Here is a 15,851-nt window from a genome sequence, read left to right as displayed (position 1 = left end):
CGGAAATATGGTAGTCAGCCGTGCATCGGATTCTGCGGCACTGATCGTCAGCAGCCGGCGCGTGGCACTACCAGCCGACGAGCCCTGGATGCCCATGTTTCCAAGCGTGCGATGGATAGCGAGCGTCTCTTCGAGACTCATGTTGGCATCGGCGGCGATAGCCACCGTCCCCATTAAGAGCGACCTTGCCGCCGACTTGAGGGTATGGAGCGAGGGCAAGACATCGAGCGATCTCGTTTTCAACGTCCCGACCGGCTTGCTTCGGATACTCAACCGAGACCTGGTTGCTGCCGACATCGACAAGATGGACGAGAACGAAGGCCGGATTCACCTGCACGCGATGCGGCACTCACCTGTCGGCGGCAGGCGTCTCGCCTCGCACCGCCCAGGCTGTCATGCGGCACAGCGACATCGCGTTAACGATGAACACGTACACCGACGAAAAGTTGCTGCAAACATCGGCGGCAGTCGAGTTGCTGCCGGAGCTTCCGATTGGCACCAAGAGAACCGAGGCCGAAAGTTTCGTTGCCCCAGCGGTTGCCCCAGCTTCGCACAAAAGGAGTCAAAACGGGTCAAAATCTGACAAGATAGGCAAGATAAAACGGCAGTCGTCAGAGCACGAAAAAACCCCGAAAAGCACGTGTTTTCCGGGGTTTATCGTTGATCGGGATGACAAGATTCGAACTTGCGACCTCTGCACCCCCAGTGCAGCGCTCTAACCAGGCTGAGCCACATCCCGTATCCCAAAAGACCGATGCGGTAAACGAACCCATCTTTTAGGAAGACAAACTCTACCGCAAGCGTCCGACTTTCGCTAGGGTGATACTGGGCTGCCGGACGAGGCGTCGGGAAGTGATTTCATTCGCGGAAAACAACGGATTTTCTTGATGACGGTTTCGGATCAGACGCACTTGCGACAAAAAAAATCCCTTAAAAATAGCCGGCCGACTCCCCCAGTCTCGTCCCAGCAGCCTCCGCCGGCAGCCCCCCCCGAGCGACTGGCAGGCGGCGGACGGCGGGGGACGTTTGCCGGGCGGTTGCGGCGGTACTGGCCCCTGTTCGTCATCGGGCTCGCCATTGGTGCCGGATTCGCGGTTTACTTCCTGGGACGCTTCGCTGACGGGCCCGAGCGAGCCTCTGAGCTGAGCGCGCGCCCGATTCCGCCGAGCTATTCCCCCGACCGAGCGATCGGCTATCTGCGGGCGATCGTGGACATGGGACCGCGCCCCACCGGTAGCGCGGCGATGCTCAGGCAACAGGCATTTCTCACCGAATTCTTCACCCAACAGGGGGCAGACGTCTCGCTGCAAAAGACAAAAATCCGCCATCCGCTGACCGGCGAAGGCGTCGACATGGCAAATCTGGTCGCGGCTTGGTTCCCCGAGCGGCCCATCCGCTTCCTGCTGTGTGCCCACTACGACACCCGACCGTTTCCGGATCAAGATCGCAAGGATCCCAAGGGCGTGTTCGTCGGGGCCAACGACGGGGCCAGCGGCGTGGCGGCGTTGATGGAAATGAGCCACCAATTCGCGGACTTGCCCCAGGACGTCGGTGTCGACGTGGTGCTATTCGATGCCGAAGAATTCGTTTTCGCCGAAGGGGCGGACGACTATTTCTTGGGGTCGATCCATTTCGCCCAGCAATACCTGATGTCGCCACCGCCGGTGCCGTACCGCGCCGGCGTGCTGCTCGACATGGTCGGCGATCGCGAGCTGCAGCTACTCTACGACAGGGCCAGCTTGCGGTATGCCAAAGACGTGACCAAGTCGATCTGGCGGACGGCGGCAAAACTGGGTGTGACGGCTTTCGTGCCCCGCACGCGAATGCAAGAGCTTCGCGACGACCACTTGCCGCTCAATCAAATTGCAAAAATCCCGACAACCGACTTGATCGATTTCGATTATCCGCGGCCGGGTTTCCGCGCCCCCCAGTACTGGCATACCACCGAGGATACGGCTGATAAGTGTAGCGGGCTGAGCCTGGCTGCGGTAACGTGGGTGGTCCATCAGTGGATCGTCGCGCAATCGGAAACCGGCGAATAGTGTTTCAGCTTTCTTTTGTGGTTGGGAAAACGAGCTCATGTTTGCCGGCGGATTGATCCTCGCAGTCACCTTGCTGTTCTTTTCGGTTTGGCTGTTCCGGTCCGAGCAGATCGGATGGCCCCATGACGCGTGCGATGATCCGGACGACGAAGTCTATCTCCGCCGACGCTCGCGTTCACGACGCCGAGTCAACACCATGTTCTTCGTGTGTGGGGTGTTGGTTCTCGGGGCGACGCTGGCGACCCCAGACCGTCGGACGCTGTGGATCGGCTGCTGGATGAGCGCCATGATGGTGCTCTGCACTATCGTCGCCCTTGCGGTCCTCGACGTCGCTCGCACGATGCTGCACCACCGCCACCGCAAAAAGGGAAGGTGAGGGTTCAGGGTTCAGGGTTCAGGGTTCAGGGTTCAGGGTTCAGGGTTCAGGGTTCAGGGTTCAGGGTTCAGGGTTCAGGGTTCAGGGTTCAGGGTTCAGGGTTCAGGGTTCAGGGTTCAGGGTTCGGGGTTCGGGGTTCGGGGTTCGGGGTTCGGGGTTCGGGGTTCGGGGTGAGGAGGCAGCGGACGTAGAAGCCAGCGTCGAGCTTGCGGTTGGCGGGATCGGCGAGCGTCATCCGGCCGGCTTCGATGTGCGGCTGCAAGCGGCCGATGCGGCGGTGGCTGAGGTTTCGGTGGATGAGATCGAGCACATCGGCTTGGTCCATCTCGGCGGAGTGGCCGGTAACCAACAGGCGAAATGCTCGTCCAGAAATCAGCTCGAAGCAGCTCTTGAGCAGATCGGGAAAGTCGCGGCCTATCCGCCACGCCTGTGCTTGCTTGGCAGGCCGTTTGTCCGCGGAGGTGGGGTTGCGTTTGCTCTTGGGGCCATGACCGTACGCGGGCGGATCCAAGACAATCGTGTGATAGCGGTTGCCGCGTCGGATTTCTCGCTGCACGAATGCGGCGGCATCATCGACGAGATAGCGAACGGGAGCGTCCCGCAGTCCGTTGGTGCTGGCCATGCGTTTGGCTGCCTCCACGTTGGGCTTGGCGGCATCAACATGTGCGACCGACATGCCGCTGCTCGCCATCGCCATGGTCGAGGCCCCCGTGTACGCGAACAGATTCAGTGCATGCCGTTGACGACTGCGAGGCGAGCTGGGCAGTTCCTCCGCCGGGGCCGTTCGCATCAACCATTGCCAATTTTCCATCTGCTCGGGAAAGACACCGATGTGCCCAAAGGGCGTCGGCTGGACCGGCATCCGGAGCACCGCCGCTTCGGGCCGAGTCGGATCGGATACCTCAATCGCCAGTCGCTCCGGCCAGGCCGTGCGATGGGACCAGCAATGGGATGCCGCATCGTATCGGCTTTCAGCATTTTTCCAGGCTGTGGGCTGACGTGGCAAGAGGTTCTCGGCTGCCGGACTGGGCCGGTCAACCAGTCGTCCGGCGAGCGACTCGAGCTTGCGCCCGTTGCCAAAGTCGATCAGTTGGTAGCGGCGGGACAAAGCAAAACCTAGAAATCAGAACCTGGGAAAAGCACTAGGATAGTGGAATTTCGAGACAACCGGGATAGGCTCCGTTCCAACCCAGCAGACCGACGGCACCCCACCCGCCCCGCTGCTTGCGAACTGCCCGCCACGCAATCGGTTCACCAGCACGACCGGAGCGCCATCGCCCCACCTATTGAGCCCACCAACCGGATCTTGCAGCCACGTCACAAGAGCATTATCATGCCCACTTCAGAGCCAGGAGCATGCATCCCAAGAGCGAGTTCCTGGCAGCCGCCCACACGAAGTGGAGCACTGAAACCACCGTATGTCACACATACGGGCGATTAGCTCAGTTGGTTAGAGCGCTGCTTTCACACGGCAGAGGCCACAGATTCGAGTTCTGTATCGCCCACTCCTCAGAACCCCGTAAAACACTGTGTTTTTCGGGGTTTTTTGGTGTTCCTGCCGAATCGGATAAAACTCCCATCTTGTCAGATTTTGACCCGTTTTGACTCCTTTTGTACGAAGCTGGGGCAACCGCTGGGGCAACGAAACTTTCGGCCTCGGTTCTCTTGGTGTTAACCGGAAGCTCCGGCAGCAACTCGACTGCCGCCGATGTTTGCAGTAACTTTTCGTCGGTGTACGTGTTCATCGTTAACGCGATGTCGCTGTGCCGCATCACAGCTTGGGCGGTGCGAGGCGAGACGCCCGCCGCCGACAGGTGTGTGCCAGTTGAGTGCCGCATCGCGTGCAGGTGAATCCGGCCTTCGTTCTCGTCCATCTTGTCGATCCCGGCGGCGATCAGATCTCGGTTGAGTATCCGAAGCAACCCGGTCGGGACGTTGAAAACGAGCTCGCTCGATGTCTTGCCCTCGCTCCATACTCTCAAGTCGGCGGCAAGGTCGCTCTTGATGGGGATGGTAGAACCCTTGCGGTTCTTCTCATTGCTCGCTCGCAGAACCAGGAACGGAACATCTCCGAAGCTCAGATCGCCAACTCGAAGCGTCCGCAGTTCGTTCGCCCGTAGCCCCGTCAAAATCAGCGTTTTGTAAATCAACGCTCGCTCGGTCCCCAGGCGATCTAATTCCGCCCGCCTGGCGTCAGAGACGCTTGCAACCTGATTCCCCTTATTTTTGCCTCGTCGCACGGTCAATGCTTCTTGCAAGGGACGACGCTGGGCGGTGGCAAGTAGCTGCCGCATCTCGTCAAGTGACAAGGCACGAGCAACCCGCCGCCGGTCGGATTTTTCGTCACGTTTACCAAATCCGTCGAACGGATTTGACGCCAAGCGACGCTCGCCCGTTTGTGAAGGCCGCTTCCCCTCCAAGCGAATACCGGTCAGCCAGTTCCCGAATGCCGTCCACAACGTCGCATGCCAATTGTACGTCGCAGCCGATATTCCCTTTTCTTGACGCAACCACTTTCGCAACGCCTCCGCATTCAAGTCTCCCAGCCATCGGAACCCGCAGCCTGCACACGCCGCCTTCAATCGCGTTTCGCTGGTTTTGATCCGATCAGCATTCACTCCCCGCGATTTCAGATCGGCGATGTAGTCGGAAACGTGATCGGCAAGCAGTGTCTTACTGTGATCGCCGATTTGCACATCCCGCATAGTGAGCGAACCGCCTCGTACCTTCTCAGACACGGCCACCAATTCCGCCAATCGGGCTTGTGCCGCTTGTTTGTCCCGGCACCCAGTCGCGACTTCCTTGACGATGCCGTCGCCGTCGCGGTATTTGGCGTAGTAGGTCTCCGATTTGGTTCTTACGCGTTGCTTACCCCGCTTGTCGACGACGACCGTTCCTATTCGCTTCTTGCCGTTGCGATCCTTCCAGGTAGCGATTTCTTCGATGATCGTCGTCGTCGATGGATCCTGCTCTAGCTCTTTCTTGTTAGCTGGGCGTTTCTTTGTCGTGATCGTAGCACCGCTGGGCAGCGATCGCGTAACGGTTTTTCGTTTGACGGATGCCATTGGGCATATCCCCTCTTAATTGATCAATTCGTGCGTCTTGCCCTGTGACTGGATTGGCCAGTCGCCCTGAGAGCACCGCTATCGTACGCACGAGTTTTGAATTGGAAAGAAAAGTACCGGGCTGCAGAGCCGTCCCTTGCTCGGCGGCTGCCGGTTTAACTCGAGTCTCTGGAAACGCTTTTACGCTCCTCGTCGCCGAGGGTGCTTCACAGAACGAACGACAGGACAGCCTTCCCTGATCCAGTTTTCGACGACGTCACGATCCCAGCGATTGGAGCCGCCGAGCTTCACCGGTCGCGGCATTCGACCGGAATCGGCGAGTCGGTAAACGTGTCGAGTAGAAATTGCCAGCATGGCGGCCACTGCATCGACTGACATGAGTCGAGCGGCGTCAGTTTGATGACCTGACGTAGGCATGTTGAAAACCCCGGGAAAAGTGGTGAACAACTCCATCCTTGAGCTTGCGATTCGGAACGTGAAATCAACGCTGGCTCAGCATTGACCATCGACAATCCAAAGTATACCGTAGGAATTAATAGTCAAAAGGGTCCTGATGGACCTTTCGGAAAAATTAAATTTGGTATCTAAGAATCGAGGTGCGAGATGCCCCCTAAAAAAGCCGCCAAGAAGACGACGAGCAAAGAGGTAACCCTGAAGGTTCAGTTGGGGCCAGACGAGCACAAGCTCGTAAAAATGGCTGCTGCAGAGCTCGAAATAACGATCGCGGAGTTCTTGCGCAATGCCGCTGTGACATACGCCAACCAAGCGGTGAGATCCTATTATCAACGTGAACTCGCTCGAAAGCCATTCCGACCGACGGAGGAATGATCGAGCAAAGTGAAAAGCCAATGCTCGATTGCCTTCAGACCGGTAACGGTCGTGATTGGCCCGAGGCTTGAACGCTTCGCATCTAGCCAGGCGTGCTCAAAACCAGGTGTCGCAGTGGCTGCCCGCGGCTTGATCAGTTCAATGGAACCGGATGTCGCGTCCTATCGAAAACGGCTGTCATACGGTTGTTCTCAGCATAAGCATGAGATGTGGATTGCTCGCAAGCCGCTTCTTCAGCGGGTTCCTCCCTGACCAGCTCCGCGTGCGACTCCATTCGCGGGGCAAGAGCACGGATCGTGGTCAAAGCCGCGAGAGCCTTCTCATGGCGGCGAGCAGAACGCTGTGACGCTTCAATCTCGAACTTGGGCAACTCAGTGCCTTTACCGACGCACCTCGCCTCTATCAGGCCATGAAAGCCCTGTTCAAGATGCGTGGCAACCACATGGTCGACCATCAGTCGCTCCAGATAGCTGCCGGTGCCTTCTTCGATCAATCCTTGCCGAAGCTCTCGGGTCCTGTTGAGCATCACCTCTCGCTCGAACAAATCATGGCCAGACAGGGCGCGAATCCATTCCGTTTGAACCTTTGCTGCGATGTGACCATGTTGGCTGAAAAGATCTGGATGCTCCTGCGTCGCTCGGCGAAGCGTGACTAACGCGTCTTGATCACCGTTACGACACCGGCGGACCACTTCATCCAGAGTGACTTGTTCGGAAACCCATTCACCTGGTTCCAGATCGCTGTCTCCCTGCTCCTGATTCTCGCACTCTGCAGACTTGTTCATCTGAACGCTCCGTCGCTTTCGCCATCCTCGGCTTTTTGGGTTGTGGTATCCGGTCGCATAAAGGTGGGCGTCCAAGAGTAATCGCGTTGAGCTCGCGTAATCCTCTGCCATCGCCTCGAGCTCAACAATTCTCTCTCGAAGCTGCGAGTCAATTTGCTTTTGAAAAGCCTTCGACTCCAAACGCAGCGATTCCATCTCAGCCCGCAGTCCCTTGCCCAAGTACTGTTTATGAACTCGGCCATCCGGCATGCGTCGGCAAAGATAAAAGTACTTCCGACCGCTTTGGCGCTTCTCCCATGCCACGTAGACTACACCCTTTAAAGTTCCCGGTCATACAAAATCTACTCACTTAACATTGTACCGCACGCGCGGTGTTTAGTGAACGCCAATTTAAGTGCTAGAGTCAAGATTCGATAGTTGTCGAAAATTGGTGACTCCGGTCGAGTGCCGGAAATGCCAAGGCTACCCGGCAAGTAGCATTGTTGAGTTAAAGGTCATCGAAAAATCCTCCAGCATCAATCGTATCAACAAAAGGTGCAGTCACTTGACCGTTGGGATGCGAAAGGCATTGATGATCAGCAAGACATGCTGATCGAGTTGGCAGTGGATGTCTGGCATGCACCTTCGCGACCTTTCCTTTGAAGATGCAGAACCAGCCAGCGATCCCATGACCGAACTTACCGACAAGCACGCCCCGAACGCCTGGCAGTCGTGGCGACAATGTTCAGAAAGTGTTTTTACAGTGGCTGCCAAAGACAGTCGCTAAGTCCTAAAAGCGGCCATCGACCCGGTCGAACCTGTCTGGTTTCGGCATCAAAGTGGTTGGCCAGGTTGATTAGCGAGCAGGGTATTGCCAAAATGCGTAAATAAGATCCTCCGGATTTGTATAGTTTCGGCGAGGCGATGTAGGGCAAGTTAAGGATTCTGCTCCGATGATTGCCTTCCGCGCGATCGCACCCGACACTCGTCCATCACACGAAAACGTAGGGAAAATGATGGTAATCCGCCCATCATGGACTTACTCGTTCGTTCGAGACGCTGCTTCACACGTTCTCCCCAGCTTTCACTAGTAAAGCCAGCTTCGAAACATTTCGCCCGTTGATGACGGGCTGGATTCTTTCAGTCTGACATCGCCATGTCGCCGATCTGATTATTTCCAGCGACTCCGGTGGCAACGGGCATTTCTCTGATCACCACCGCTTCGTCTCGCCAGCGGCTTGGGACATCGATCATCTCTGGGAACTGGTGGCCCAGTAGATCCTGAACAACTTGATCGGTGTGGATGCCACGATAGAGCTTTCGGGTGATGACAACCTCTGTCGTAACCGCGGCCTGGGGATTCCAGCCGAGCGACCGTGCCGGGTGTGTCGGCGTCCTTGAGGAGAATAGACACCAGTTCCGGTTTCGCTTCCTCGATCCGCTCTTTCACCAGCATGGCTGTCCACTCTGAACCGAAACTCAATCGCTTCGCTGGGCTCCTTTGACGAGAATCGACATGGAGCGGTTTGCCAGCGATCCAGACCGGCATTGTTGCCTCCGATCAGAGGCAATGCCCGAGAACGAGTTTAAAATCCGGATTTTGACGCTCCGGTTCAAGAATCTCTCCGGCAGCGTTGATGTGCTCGTCGCGACCCTCCCGGGTAAGCCCACTCCTACCATTCAGAAGCAGGCCCCAGACCGTCTGGTTCACCCAGCGTCCCTTCCTCAAGGAGTGCTTTCCCCGTTGTTGTTGACCGGGGGTCAGGCACCAGCGAGAATATCTCACGAGCGGCTGAGAAAAGCCTTGCGAACGCGGATAGTTTCCTTTCTCACCGGGCCGACCGCTGAGAAACGAGTTCATCGGATGAAGAGGTCTGTGCATGAACATTTTCAAACGGCCATGGTTGATCGCTGGACTGTTCATCCTCTCCCTTTGTGCCGGGTTCGTTGGCCGGGTTGCCTACGTGTGGTGGCATATTCCTGAGGCTTATGCTGCGTGGGATGCCGGTGACATGCTGCTTTGGTACATGCGTTCCCGCAACAACGACTGGCCCAACAGCTGGGATGACTTTCAGTCCGCCATTGAAAGTGAACCTGAGTTGTTCTTGCGGGGACGCCACCCCGAGGAGCCCGACTACATGGGACGGATGAGACGTACGATCAAGATCGACTGGTCATTTGACACCGCAAATCCTCAGAACCCAACGCCCGTGACGAGGCCAGATGGTTCGCCTTTGCACGCATACTGGGGTGACCCTAATGGTATGATCTACCAGTACTTGGATCGCCTGAAAGCCAATGAACCAAGCGACGAACCCGCAACCGTCGACAACGCGTTTCCAAACGGCTGACCGGTCGCGGGGGCCAATGACGGCCAACGCTGTTCAGCGAAATCGATTCTCACGTTTTTCACTCGGAACTCCCTGATGCTTGGCCTGATCCCTAACCTCAACGTTGTGCTGCCGCAAAATGTACAAAATCCCACTGATCCTATGGCAGAGACTAATGATGCTCAAACATTCAGGCAACGATCCAACGTCTCGCAGAACGACGATTGCTTGCCGCTCGGGGATTGTCGCCAATGGTTACTCGAACGTCGCCGCAGGAGTTGATTCAGACGCCCGGCGACTTGTTGAGGCGAAGTACGCAGACGAATGGAACGCCGCAAGCCTAGTACGCAGATGGAAGCTGCAGCGTCTAATGGATGCTGAGATTGCGGAACTGGCTGCCAAGCTGATGCCCAACGTATCACCTGAAGCTCTGTTCTAACGCCGCATGCGTTGACCCACGAAGGTACCCATGGAGCCCAGACTTCTCCGAGCTCAATGAGGTTTCAGCTAATCGCGAAGACGGCGAATTTTCAGCGTGGACTTAACTTCTAATCGACGCGACGGTTGAGTCCCCTACTCTCTAAATGATGCTCGTGCACGCGGGCGCCTGCTCGCCCCTCGCTACCTGTGCCGCTGGATTCTGCTTGCAATCGGACCCTAAACTTGTCATGCTAAATCCAAGACAGACGGGGGGCACCAGTGATAAGTCCCCGTCGAATCGGCGAGAGTACCTCACCTGTCACCGAAGCAGCCGAAGGTGCAACCGGCGGTCACGCTTTTCTCTCGTTCTTGTCCTTGGCCCAACCGGGGATAGTTACCTCGTCATCCGACTGAATTCCCATCTTGAACCCGTATCAACCCTCCTCGACAAACAACGCGAGCGATTCGCCTTCGGTATTCAACCGATCGCTGCTTACTCGGCATCTGTACTCAATGCTTATTGCCGGCATTGCGATCTTTTGCCTGCCTCGCCTGCTTGACGTCGTTGACAAAAATGGTTCGGTGACAGACCGATTCCGGACACTACCGTTCTTCGCCGATTCATTCGGCTTCGCTGGTGGAACACTTGCAATCTGGGCGATACACTTACTTTCCGTGGTGCGCAAATGCGGCCGCTAGCTGCCGAGTGAATACTAGACTCGGCCCGTTGTAATCGCATAACGAGAGAATCGCACGCGAGCGGGCGACGACGCCTGTTCTTGAAATTTTGCATGTCACTCGCCCGTCACCTGAAAGCGACCGTTACTCGTACAAGCTTGTGCCTGCATTTGAACGACTGGTCACGGCGAATTAATATTGCACATCATGATGGACGACGATCCCCCCGTACTGAATTTCAATCAACACCGAGAAACTGCGGATGCGGACACCCGAGTGCGATGCCCAAAGTGTGGCAAACGAATCTTCATGCACGCAATTAAATGCGAAGACTGTGGTATCAATTTCGAGGGCGAAGCTTGGGAGTTTTCGCCATCAACGAGACATGGGCGCCAGTCAACCACGCTTGGAATACCACGGTGGATCCTGGTCGCTGTCGCCATAATAATTCTGCTTTGCTTCCTACTTTCGACGTTTTGACTACTGCTGAAATTCGATCGGTTGCACAATTTGCGGAATCGCGTAACCAGTGAAATGCACGCGAGGACGGGAGTCGTGTTTATTGGTCGGCTTGCACGTGTTTTCCGCCGTTCGCTAGCGAGGGTTACTCGATCCGACGTTCCATGCGACGCCTTTTGATTACCGTCGTTTCCTTGTCTGTCTGCGTACTTGCCGTCCTCGGTATCGCTGAAGCGTTAAGCACGTCGGGTGAATTTATTCGGCATAATTAAAAAGCGTAGGCATATACGACACTTCTCCAAACTCATTGAGTGTTTTCGTAAGTGTGTTTAGCAGTGTACTGAAGCGCTCCCAGGCGCCAGCGGGGAGCAGTTGGTACTTGAGTTTTTTCCAAAGCATTTCAATTGCATTCAGCTCTGGACTGTATGGCGGCAGATGGTAGATGTAGAGTCCTTTCTCTGCCCAGTCTTCCATGCGAGTTTGAAATGCTCCGCTCGTGTGGACTGAGGCATTGTCAAGGACCACAACAGTTGGACCGTCGATTGTTTGGCAATAATCATCGAAAATTGCAATCACCATTTCGCTGTTCACGTAGCCTTTGTGGAGATAGGTGTGGGTTTCACCGTCTTGACCCTGAAACCCAATCGCTTGAACGTTGCTGCCGTGTGCCCCGGTTACGGGTATTTCGTAGCGTCGACCGATCGGTTGCCATCCGTAGGGAACAACTCCTTTGAGCGAGAAACCCGCCTCGTCAAAGTAAACAACGTTCAAATCCGGTTCTTCGAGAAACTCGGCTAGCTCTTCCTTGGCCAATTGAAATTTCTTTTCATCCCGTTTTTGCCGCAAACTTCGACGATAACGTTTCCAACTCAGCCGAAACCGCCTCGCGTATTCTCGCAGAGTGGGTCGCTTGATTTCCTTGCCGGTTTTTTCTTTCAGCTCTTTCAGCACCTTGGCTGGTCGATTCGGGTATTTTCGAAGTAGTCGCCGGAGAGTTTGCTGCTCTGAGGCGTTGAGTATCGGCGGCGCACCGGGATGCTCGGAGTCTTCAAGTGCGTCGGGGCCGCCTTCTGAAAATCTGTCAATCCAACTGGATACCGAATCTCGATCCACGCCAAAGATATCGACAAGGGAACTTATTTCGTACTGTTGGTCGCTGAGTAAGATTGCGTGCGCACGAACTCGCGTATAGTGGCAATGATGACTTTTCCACATTTCCGTCAGTTGCTGTTTTTGCTCGACTGAGCCAATTTGTGCGAATTTTGTAGAGGGGCGTGCCATTTGAATCTCCCGGTTCGTGAAACAGGGAGAAACATGATGCTTCGCACAATCTCGACCATCGAGCATTTGCTAGCAAATCAGAAAGGATTCCCAACTCAACATGGGTGCAAAAAGCTTGCCAGTTATACCGAAATACTTACCCAGATGTGCTTATCCTTTGCCAAACAGGTGATTGGTATCCCGCGTGAAGCATACGCGTCTGACTGGACTGCGGTGTTCGTCATTGAACACATTCGCACTACGGGGGAATGGCCAACTGGATGGGAGGACCTACATGACGAATACGATCGTCTTGCGGTTCCCGAGCACTACGCATGGACATTCGAGGAACTTCAATCACTCATCAACGTCGACTGGGATGTATCGATTTCTGACATTCAAGACTCAGACGTACCGTTAAATCACGTTCGGCTTACCGGCGGTCGCCAAGTAAGCTACGGTGGCGATCCTGACAAATTGTTTTATGATTATGTCCAGACTAGCGAAGCCGCCAATCAAATTTATGAGCGGATTGGTAAGTACGCCGAAAAACCGAAGGGATAACCAACCCACTGCACGTCAGCGGCACGGTCGACCGGATTCGAATATCACATTTTTCCGTTGCCGCCGCGTGATCGGTGGCGTTCGCGTTTACGGGCTAATCCGTTATGAAATGGCAAAACCAATTGAACGAACTGGCGTTACAGACCTTACCGATTCGGAACTCTTAATTCTCGACAAAGTCGCTATGCTCGGCGGCGTTCGGTCGATGTACTTCGACGATGTTTTTCCGCTTCAATTTAATTGCCCAGCCCACGGGTTGGATGACTCGTTGCTCATCGAGACGCTGGAGCGTTTTGAAACACGCGGAATCTTGACTAGCAAGCCAACGGAAAATCGTCATGGTGAATCGGATCGAACGATTCGCATGACGCAAACTGGCGGTTCAAAATGGGAGATGGAACGAAAGCCTGATTGGACGCGACACGTAACTGAGTACTACGGTGGCTCACGTCCAAATTCGGAACGGCATCGAATAACGGTTCTCGGTCCTTCACGACAAATATGTCACGCGTTCTTCGATGCTGGAATCGAATCTGGATTCCTTGACTATCGCGGCGGTCGAACAGCGACAGGAGTCGCCGATCGGGAATTGGTCTACTGGCAACGTGCCCAACCTGTTTACATGCTATCTGCTTGGGTAGAATCATGGCACTCCGCAACCGATTGGGGGCACTTTGAAATGAAACGATGCTGGTGGCGGTTCGCTGACGAAATCGGAAAGCTCTGGGGTTGGCCGCCTTCACCAGTCGATGCATAACTATTCCGTGAACCGAAGTCGATCGATCTTGAAATGGACAATCTATCGTCGCCGCCCGGTTGCGGCCAACGTTCTGTCACTTGGAGAATCTTAACTGAATGGCACTACCGATCGACTTGTGGCTCATTCATCCTGAGCCGGAAATGTGCGAAGCGTTCCGTGCACGCTTCGACGGACTACCACGTGTCACGGTAATCCAAAGCCGCTTCGAGGACTTGCCACCACACGATTGCTTCGTCACTGCCGCCAACGCGTTCGGCATCATGAACGCTGGAATCGATGCTGCGGTGGTCCGTTTTCACGGCGATGACCTGATGCGACGCGTTCAGAACAGGGTATTGGACGAATACCTTGGCGAGCAGCCAATCGGTACTTCATTCATCGAACCCACCGGAACTCCAAACTATCCTTTCATCGCACATTCGCCGACGATGCGTGTACCTGGTTCAATTGCTGGCACTGACAAGGTCTATGCCGCGACCTGGGCTTCGCTCATCGCCGTCTATCGACACAAGGCCCAAGGTCTTGCTGACATGGAAACTGTCGTTTTCCCTGCGATGGGGGCTGGATTTGGTGGCGTTCCGTTCGACGAGGTCGCACGACAGATGTCGGTAGCTTACCGCCACTATCTCTCGCCGCCGCATAGAATGGATTGGGACATGGTTGCTGTTCGGCAACGCTCAATCCACTATGATGGAAACCGCCAGGTCTCGCGATAAGAGGACACAACAATGCCCTGCACACGGAGGATGGCATCGCGATTTTGCAAATTGCCGTCCCAGCTGACGTCGGTCGTTGTCCGTCTCGATACGAAAGGGGCTATTCTTTGACGAAACCGCTTGTAGCACGGACGTCGTCGTGGTGGCGTCTGTGCGTCGTTCTGGCAGTGTTATTTTCGCTACAGGGAGCCGGTGCGTATTTCGCCGGTCTCCCCGGACCGTTTGCCGCAACCGTGATCTACTTTATTCTGAAGATGCTTCTACAGCGGCGAGCGAAGTCCTTTCAGAAGGCGGGACTGAAGCTCATGACGGAAGAGCGATAGCGTCCTGGCATTCATCGCATCGGCGAATGCGAACTCCGAGAATGCACGGATGGTGACAGCTTTGACATGCGTTCTCGGCGGGTTCATCGTAGTTCCGATGACTGCCGCAAGCGTGGCCTACGATTCATATCGAACACGGCGATCTGCCGAACTGGGTGCGTTCTATGGATTTGGCGCCTATTCGTTTGCGGGAATTGTTCTTGGCTTGCTTCCCGGGGTAATCTGAAGTATCGCACGGAAACCCTACCGTTCGTCGACAGCAGGAAGGCATGAAGCTAGCGTCAACTACAGTCACAATCGCTGTGCTCTTTACTGTCGGCTGCAATGGAGCCCGCGTTGGGTCGTCGTCGTATTCGGTCGAAGACGCAACGTCTCGCGGCGTCCTAACCGCCGAATACTCAGTTCCCGAAGGTGCGAAACTCGGACCATACGAACCCGTGCAGGTTTGGATTGAGAAGGATCGCAAACTTGTCATCCGATTAAAAGGACCGCACGTTGGTACTCAACCACGTGTGAATGTTCTCGGCTTGACCAACCGAGACTATCGAACCGTTTGGTCGGAACGCGATGGCCCGCCGTACGAAGTCTGGCTCGCTCCTGATCCCATTCCCGAGACAATAGTTCTTGAACGCGAATCGGTAACGCTCAGACTTGATCTTCGCGTACAATAGCGACGAAGCATGGGCTGTGAAGGTGCGGCGGGGGCATTCAGTTGCGTCTGTCTGCAAATCAATCGCCACCGCCCGCAGTAGACTACCGCTTGACGAAAAAATGTTTGCAACATCTCCAATCGTGAACCTCATTGTACTTCGGTCTTTCGATATCGAGAGAGCCGCCGCGTTCTACACGGCTATAGGGCTGACATTTTGCAAGCACCGGCACGGTAGCGGGCTGGACCATTACGCTTCAGAGGTCAGCGGATTCGCTTTTGAGATTTATTTAGCTGGAAAGACGGGTCCGACGTCAACAGTTCGTATTGGATTCTCGGTTGACGACGTCGATTCTGTCGTTGTCATGCTAAGTGACCAAGACGGAACATTGCTGTCGGGACCGTCGGATTCGGAATGGGGACGGTGACTATGTCGACCGTGGCCCCGTTTCGCGCCGTGTCATCGAGTGGTTGATTGACCGCAGCGCAACTGGCAGACTGATCCCACTACGCGGCAACCATGAGTAAATGAGGCTCGCGGCCCGACAATCTGAACGGCACCACGATGAATGGCTCGCGTGCGGTGGCGACGCCGTGCTTGCGTCATATCGCACAGAT

Annotated in this window: 18 protein-coding genes, 2 tRNA genes and 1 pseudogene; 13 read left to right on the top strand and 8 right to left on the bottom strand. The window is 55.5% G+C overall.

The window, feature by feature from the left end:
• Positions 1 to 7 precede the first annotated feature (7 nt).
• Positions 8 to 583, top strand: coding sequence for a hypothetical protein (locus SH410x_RS01885; RefSeq protein ID WP_473674110.1), 576 nt, complete (start codon positions 8 to 10; stop codon positions 581 to 583).
• Between the two features lie 81 nt (positions 584 to 664).
• Here SH410x_RS01885 and SH410x_RS01880 read toward each other — a convergent pair.
• Positions 665 to 739: transfer RNA gene (locus SH410x_RS01880), tRNA-Pro, on the bottom strand.
• Positions 740 to 887: 148 nt separating this feature from the next.
• On the opposite strand from SH410x_RS01880, the gene SH410x_RS01875 reads away from it, so the two are divergent.
• Positions 888 to 2,042 carry a M28 family peptidase gene (locus SH410x_RS01875; RefSeq protein WP_473674108.1) on the top strand — a complete coding sequence of 385 codons (1,155 nt, stop codon included), beginning with the start codon at positions 888 to 890 and terminating at the stop codon, positions 2,040 to 2,042.
• A 37-nt stretch (positions 2,043 to 2,079) separates the two neighbouring features.
• Positions 2,080 to 2,418, top strand: a complete 339-nt coding sequence (locus SH410x_RS01870) for a hypothetical protein (RefSeq protein WP_473674106.1) — start codon at positions 2,080 to 2,082, stop codon at positions 2,416 to 2,418.
• A 109-nt stretch (positions 2,419 to 2,527) separates the two neighbouring features.
• On the opposite strand, the gene SH410x_RS01865 is transcribed toward SH410x_RS01870, so the two are convergent.
• A complete protein-coding gene (locus tag SH410x_RS01865; RefSeq protein WP_473674104.1) occupies positions 2,528 to 3,526 on the bottom strand; it encodes a class I SAM-dependent rRNA methyltransferase in 999 nt (332 codons plus the stop codon).
• A gap of 323 nt (positions 3,527 to 3,849) precedes the next feature.
• Here SH410x_RS01865 and SH410x_RS01860 point away from each other — a divergent pair.
• Positions 3,850 to 3,923: transfer RNA gene (locus SH410x_RS01860), tRNA-Val, on the top strand.
• A gap of 279 nt (positions 3,924 to 4,202) precedes the next feature.
• Here SH410x_RS01860 and SH410x_RS01855 read toward each other — a convergent pair.
• Positions 4,203 to 4,712, bottom strand: a pseudogene (locus SH410x_RS01855) (tyrosine-type recombinase/integrase); the annotation flags it as partial.
• Between the two features lie 207 nt (positions 4,713 to 4,919).
• Between SH410x_RS01855 and SH410x_RS01850 the strand changes: the two are divergent.
• Positions 4,920 to 5,393: a hypothetical protein gene (locus SH410x_RS01850; RefSeq protein WP_473674102.1), complete on the top strand. Its 474-nt coding sequence runs from the start codon at positions 4,920 to 4,922 to the stop codon at positions 5,391 to 5,393.
• Between the two features lie 10 nt (positions 5,394 to 5,403).
• Here SH410x_RS01850 and SH410x_RS01845 read toward each other — a convergent pair whose 3' ends face one another.
• Together SH410x_RS01845 and SH410x_RS01840 are read right to left on the bottom strand one after the other, a co-directional pair.
• A complete protein-coding gene (locus SH410x_RS01845; RefSeq protein WP_473668423.1) occupies positions 5,404 to 5,574 on the bottom strand; it encodes a hypothetical protein in 171 nt (56 codons plus the stop codon).
• 89 nt (positions 5,575 to 5,663) lie between these two features.
• Positions 5,664 to 5,861, bottom strand: a complete 198-nt coding sequence (locus SH410x_RS01840) for a helix-turn-helix transcriptional regulator (RefSeq protein ID WP_473677224.1) — start codon at positions 5,859 to 5,861, stop codon at positions 5,664 to 5,666.
• A gap of 225 nt (positions 5,862 to 6,086) precedes the next feature.
• Here SH410x_RS01840 and SH410x_RS01835 point away from each other — a divergent pair, with 225 nt between their 5' ends.
• Positions 6,087 to 6,311, top strand: coding sequence for a hypothetical protein (locus SH410x_RS01835; RefSeq protein WP_146405835.1), 225 nt, complete (start codon positions 6,087 to 6,089; stop codon positions 6,309 to 6,311).
• Between the two features lie 133 nt (positions 6,312 to 6,444).
• Here SH410x_RS01835 and SH410x_RS01830 read toward each other — a convergent pair whose 3' ends face one another.
• On the bottom strand, positions 6,445 to 7,344 hold the full coding sequence (locus tag SH410x_RS01830) for a hypothetical protein (protein ID WP_473674100.1): 900 nt from the start codon (positions 7,342 to 7,344) through the stop codon (positions 6,445 to 6,447).
• 1,610 nt (positions 7,345 to 8,954) lie between these two features.
• Here SH410x_RS01830 and SH410x_RS01825 point away from each other — a divergent pair.
• The gene (locus SH410x_RS01825; RefSeq protein WP_473670729.1) at positions 8,955 to 9,425 is read left to right on the top strand and encodes a hypothetical protein; all 471 of its coding nucleotides are present in this window, start codon (positions 8,955 to 8,957) and stop codon (positions 9,423 to 9,425) included.
• Between the two features lie 157 nt (positions 9,426 to 9,582).
• On the top strand, positions 9,583 to 9,843 hold the full coding sequence (locus SH410x_RS01820; protein WP_473674099.1) for a hypothetical protein: 261 nt from the start codon (positions 9,583 to 9,585) through the stop codon (positions 9,841 to 9,843).
• Positions 9,844 to 11,216: 1,373 nt separating this feature from the next.
• Here SH410x_RS01820 and SH410x_RS01815 read toward each other — a convergent pair.
• Complete coding sequence (locus SH410x_RS01815; protein WP_473674098.1) at positions 11,217 to 12,308, bottom strand: IS630 family transposase; 1,092 nt, start codon at positions 12,306 to 12,308, stop codon at positions 11,217 to 11,219.
• Here SH410x_RS01815 and SH410x_RS01810 point away from each other — a divergent pair.
• Entirely contained in the window at positions 12,279 to 12,785 is a 507-nt protein-coding gene (locus SH410x_RS01810; RefSeq protein ID WP_473674096.1) for a hypothetical protein, read from the top strand. The genes SH410x_RS01815 and SH410x_RS01810 overlap by 30 nt on opposite strands.
• Before the next feature lie 163 nt (positions 12,786 to 12,948).
• On the opposite strand, the gene SH410x_RS01805 is transcribed toward SH410x_RS01810, so the two are convergent.
• Positions 12,949 to 13,125 carry a hypothetical protein gene (locus SH410x_RS01805; RefSeq protein ID WP_473674095.1) on the bottom strand — a complete coding sequence of 59 codons (177 nt, stop codon included), beginning with the start codon at positions 13,123 to 13,125 and terminating at the stop codon, positions 12,949 to 12,951.
• A 515-nt stretch (positions 13,126 to 13,640) separates the two neighbouring features.
• On the opposite strand from SH410x_RS01805, the gene SH410x_RS01800 reads away from it, so the two are divergent.
• The 4 genes from SH410x_RS01800 to SH410x_RS01785 all read left to right on the top strand — a co-directional run bounded on the left by SH410x_RS01800 (position 13,641) and on the right by SH410x_RS01785 (position 15,761).
• Positions 13,641 to 14,261: a macro domain-containing protein gene (locus SH410x_RS01800; protein WP_473674093.1), complete on the top strand. Its 621-nt coding sequence runs from the start codon at positions 13,641 to 13,643 to the stop codon at positions 14,259 to 14,261.
• A gap of 107 nt (positions 14,262 to 14,368) precedes the next feature.
• Positions 14,369 to 14,584 carry a hypothetical protein gene (locus tag SH410x_RS01795; protein ID WP_473674091.1) on the top strand — a complete coding sequence of 72 codons (216 nt, stop codon included), beginning with the start codon at positions 14,369 to 14,371 and terminating at the stop codon, positions 14,582 to 14,584.
• Between the two features lie 771 nt (positions 14,585 to 15,355).
• The gene (locus SH410x_RS01790; RefSeq protein ID WP_473674088.1) at positions 15,356 to 15,661 is read left to right on the top strand and encodes a VOC family protein; all 306 of its coding nucleotides are present in this window, start codon (positions 15,356 to 15,358) and stop codon (positions 15,659 to 15,661) included.
• Entirely contained in the window at positions 15,606 to 15,761 is a 156-nt protein-coding gene (locus SH410x_RS01785) for a metallophosphoesterase (protein ID WP_473674086.1), read from the top strand. The genes SH410x_RS01790 and SH410x_RS01785 overlap by 56 nt, the downstream gene beginning before the upstream one ends.
• Positions 15,762 to 15,851: the final 90 nt, after the last annotated feature.

This window comes from Rhodopirellula sp. SH410 (assembly GCF_055811895.1).
The sequence above is the reverse complement of the archived record's forward strand: the minus strand, read 5'-3'. Positions and strand labels throughout refer to the sequence as shown.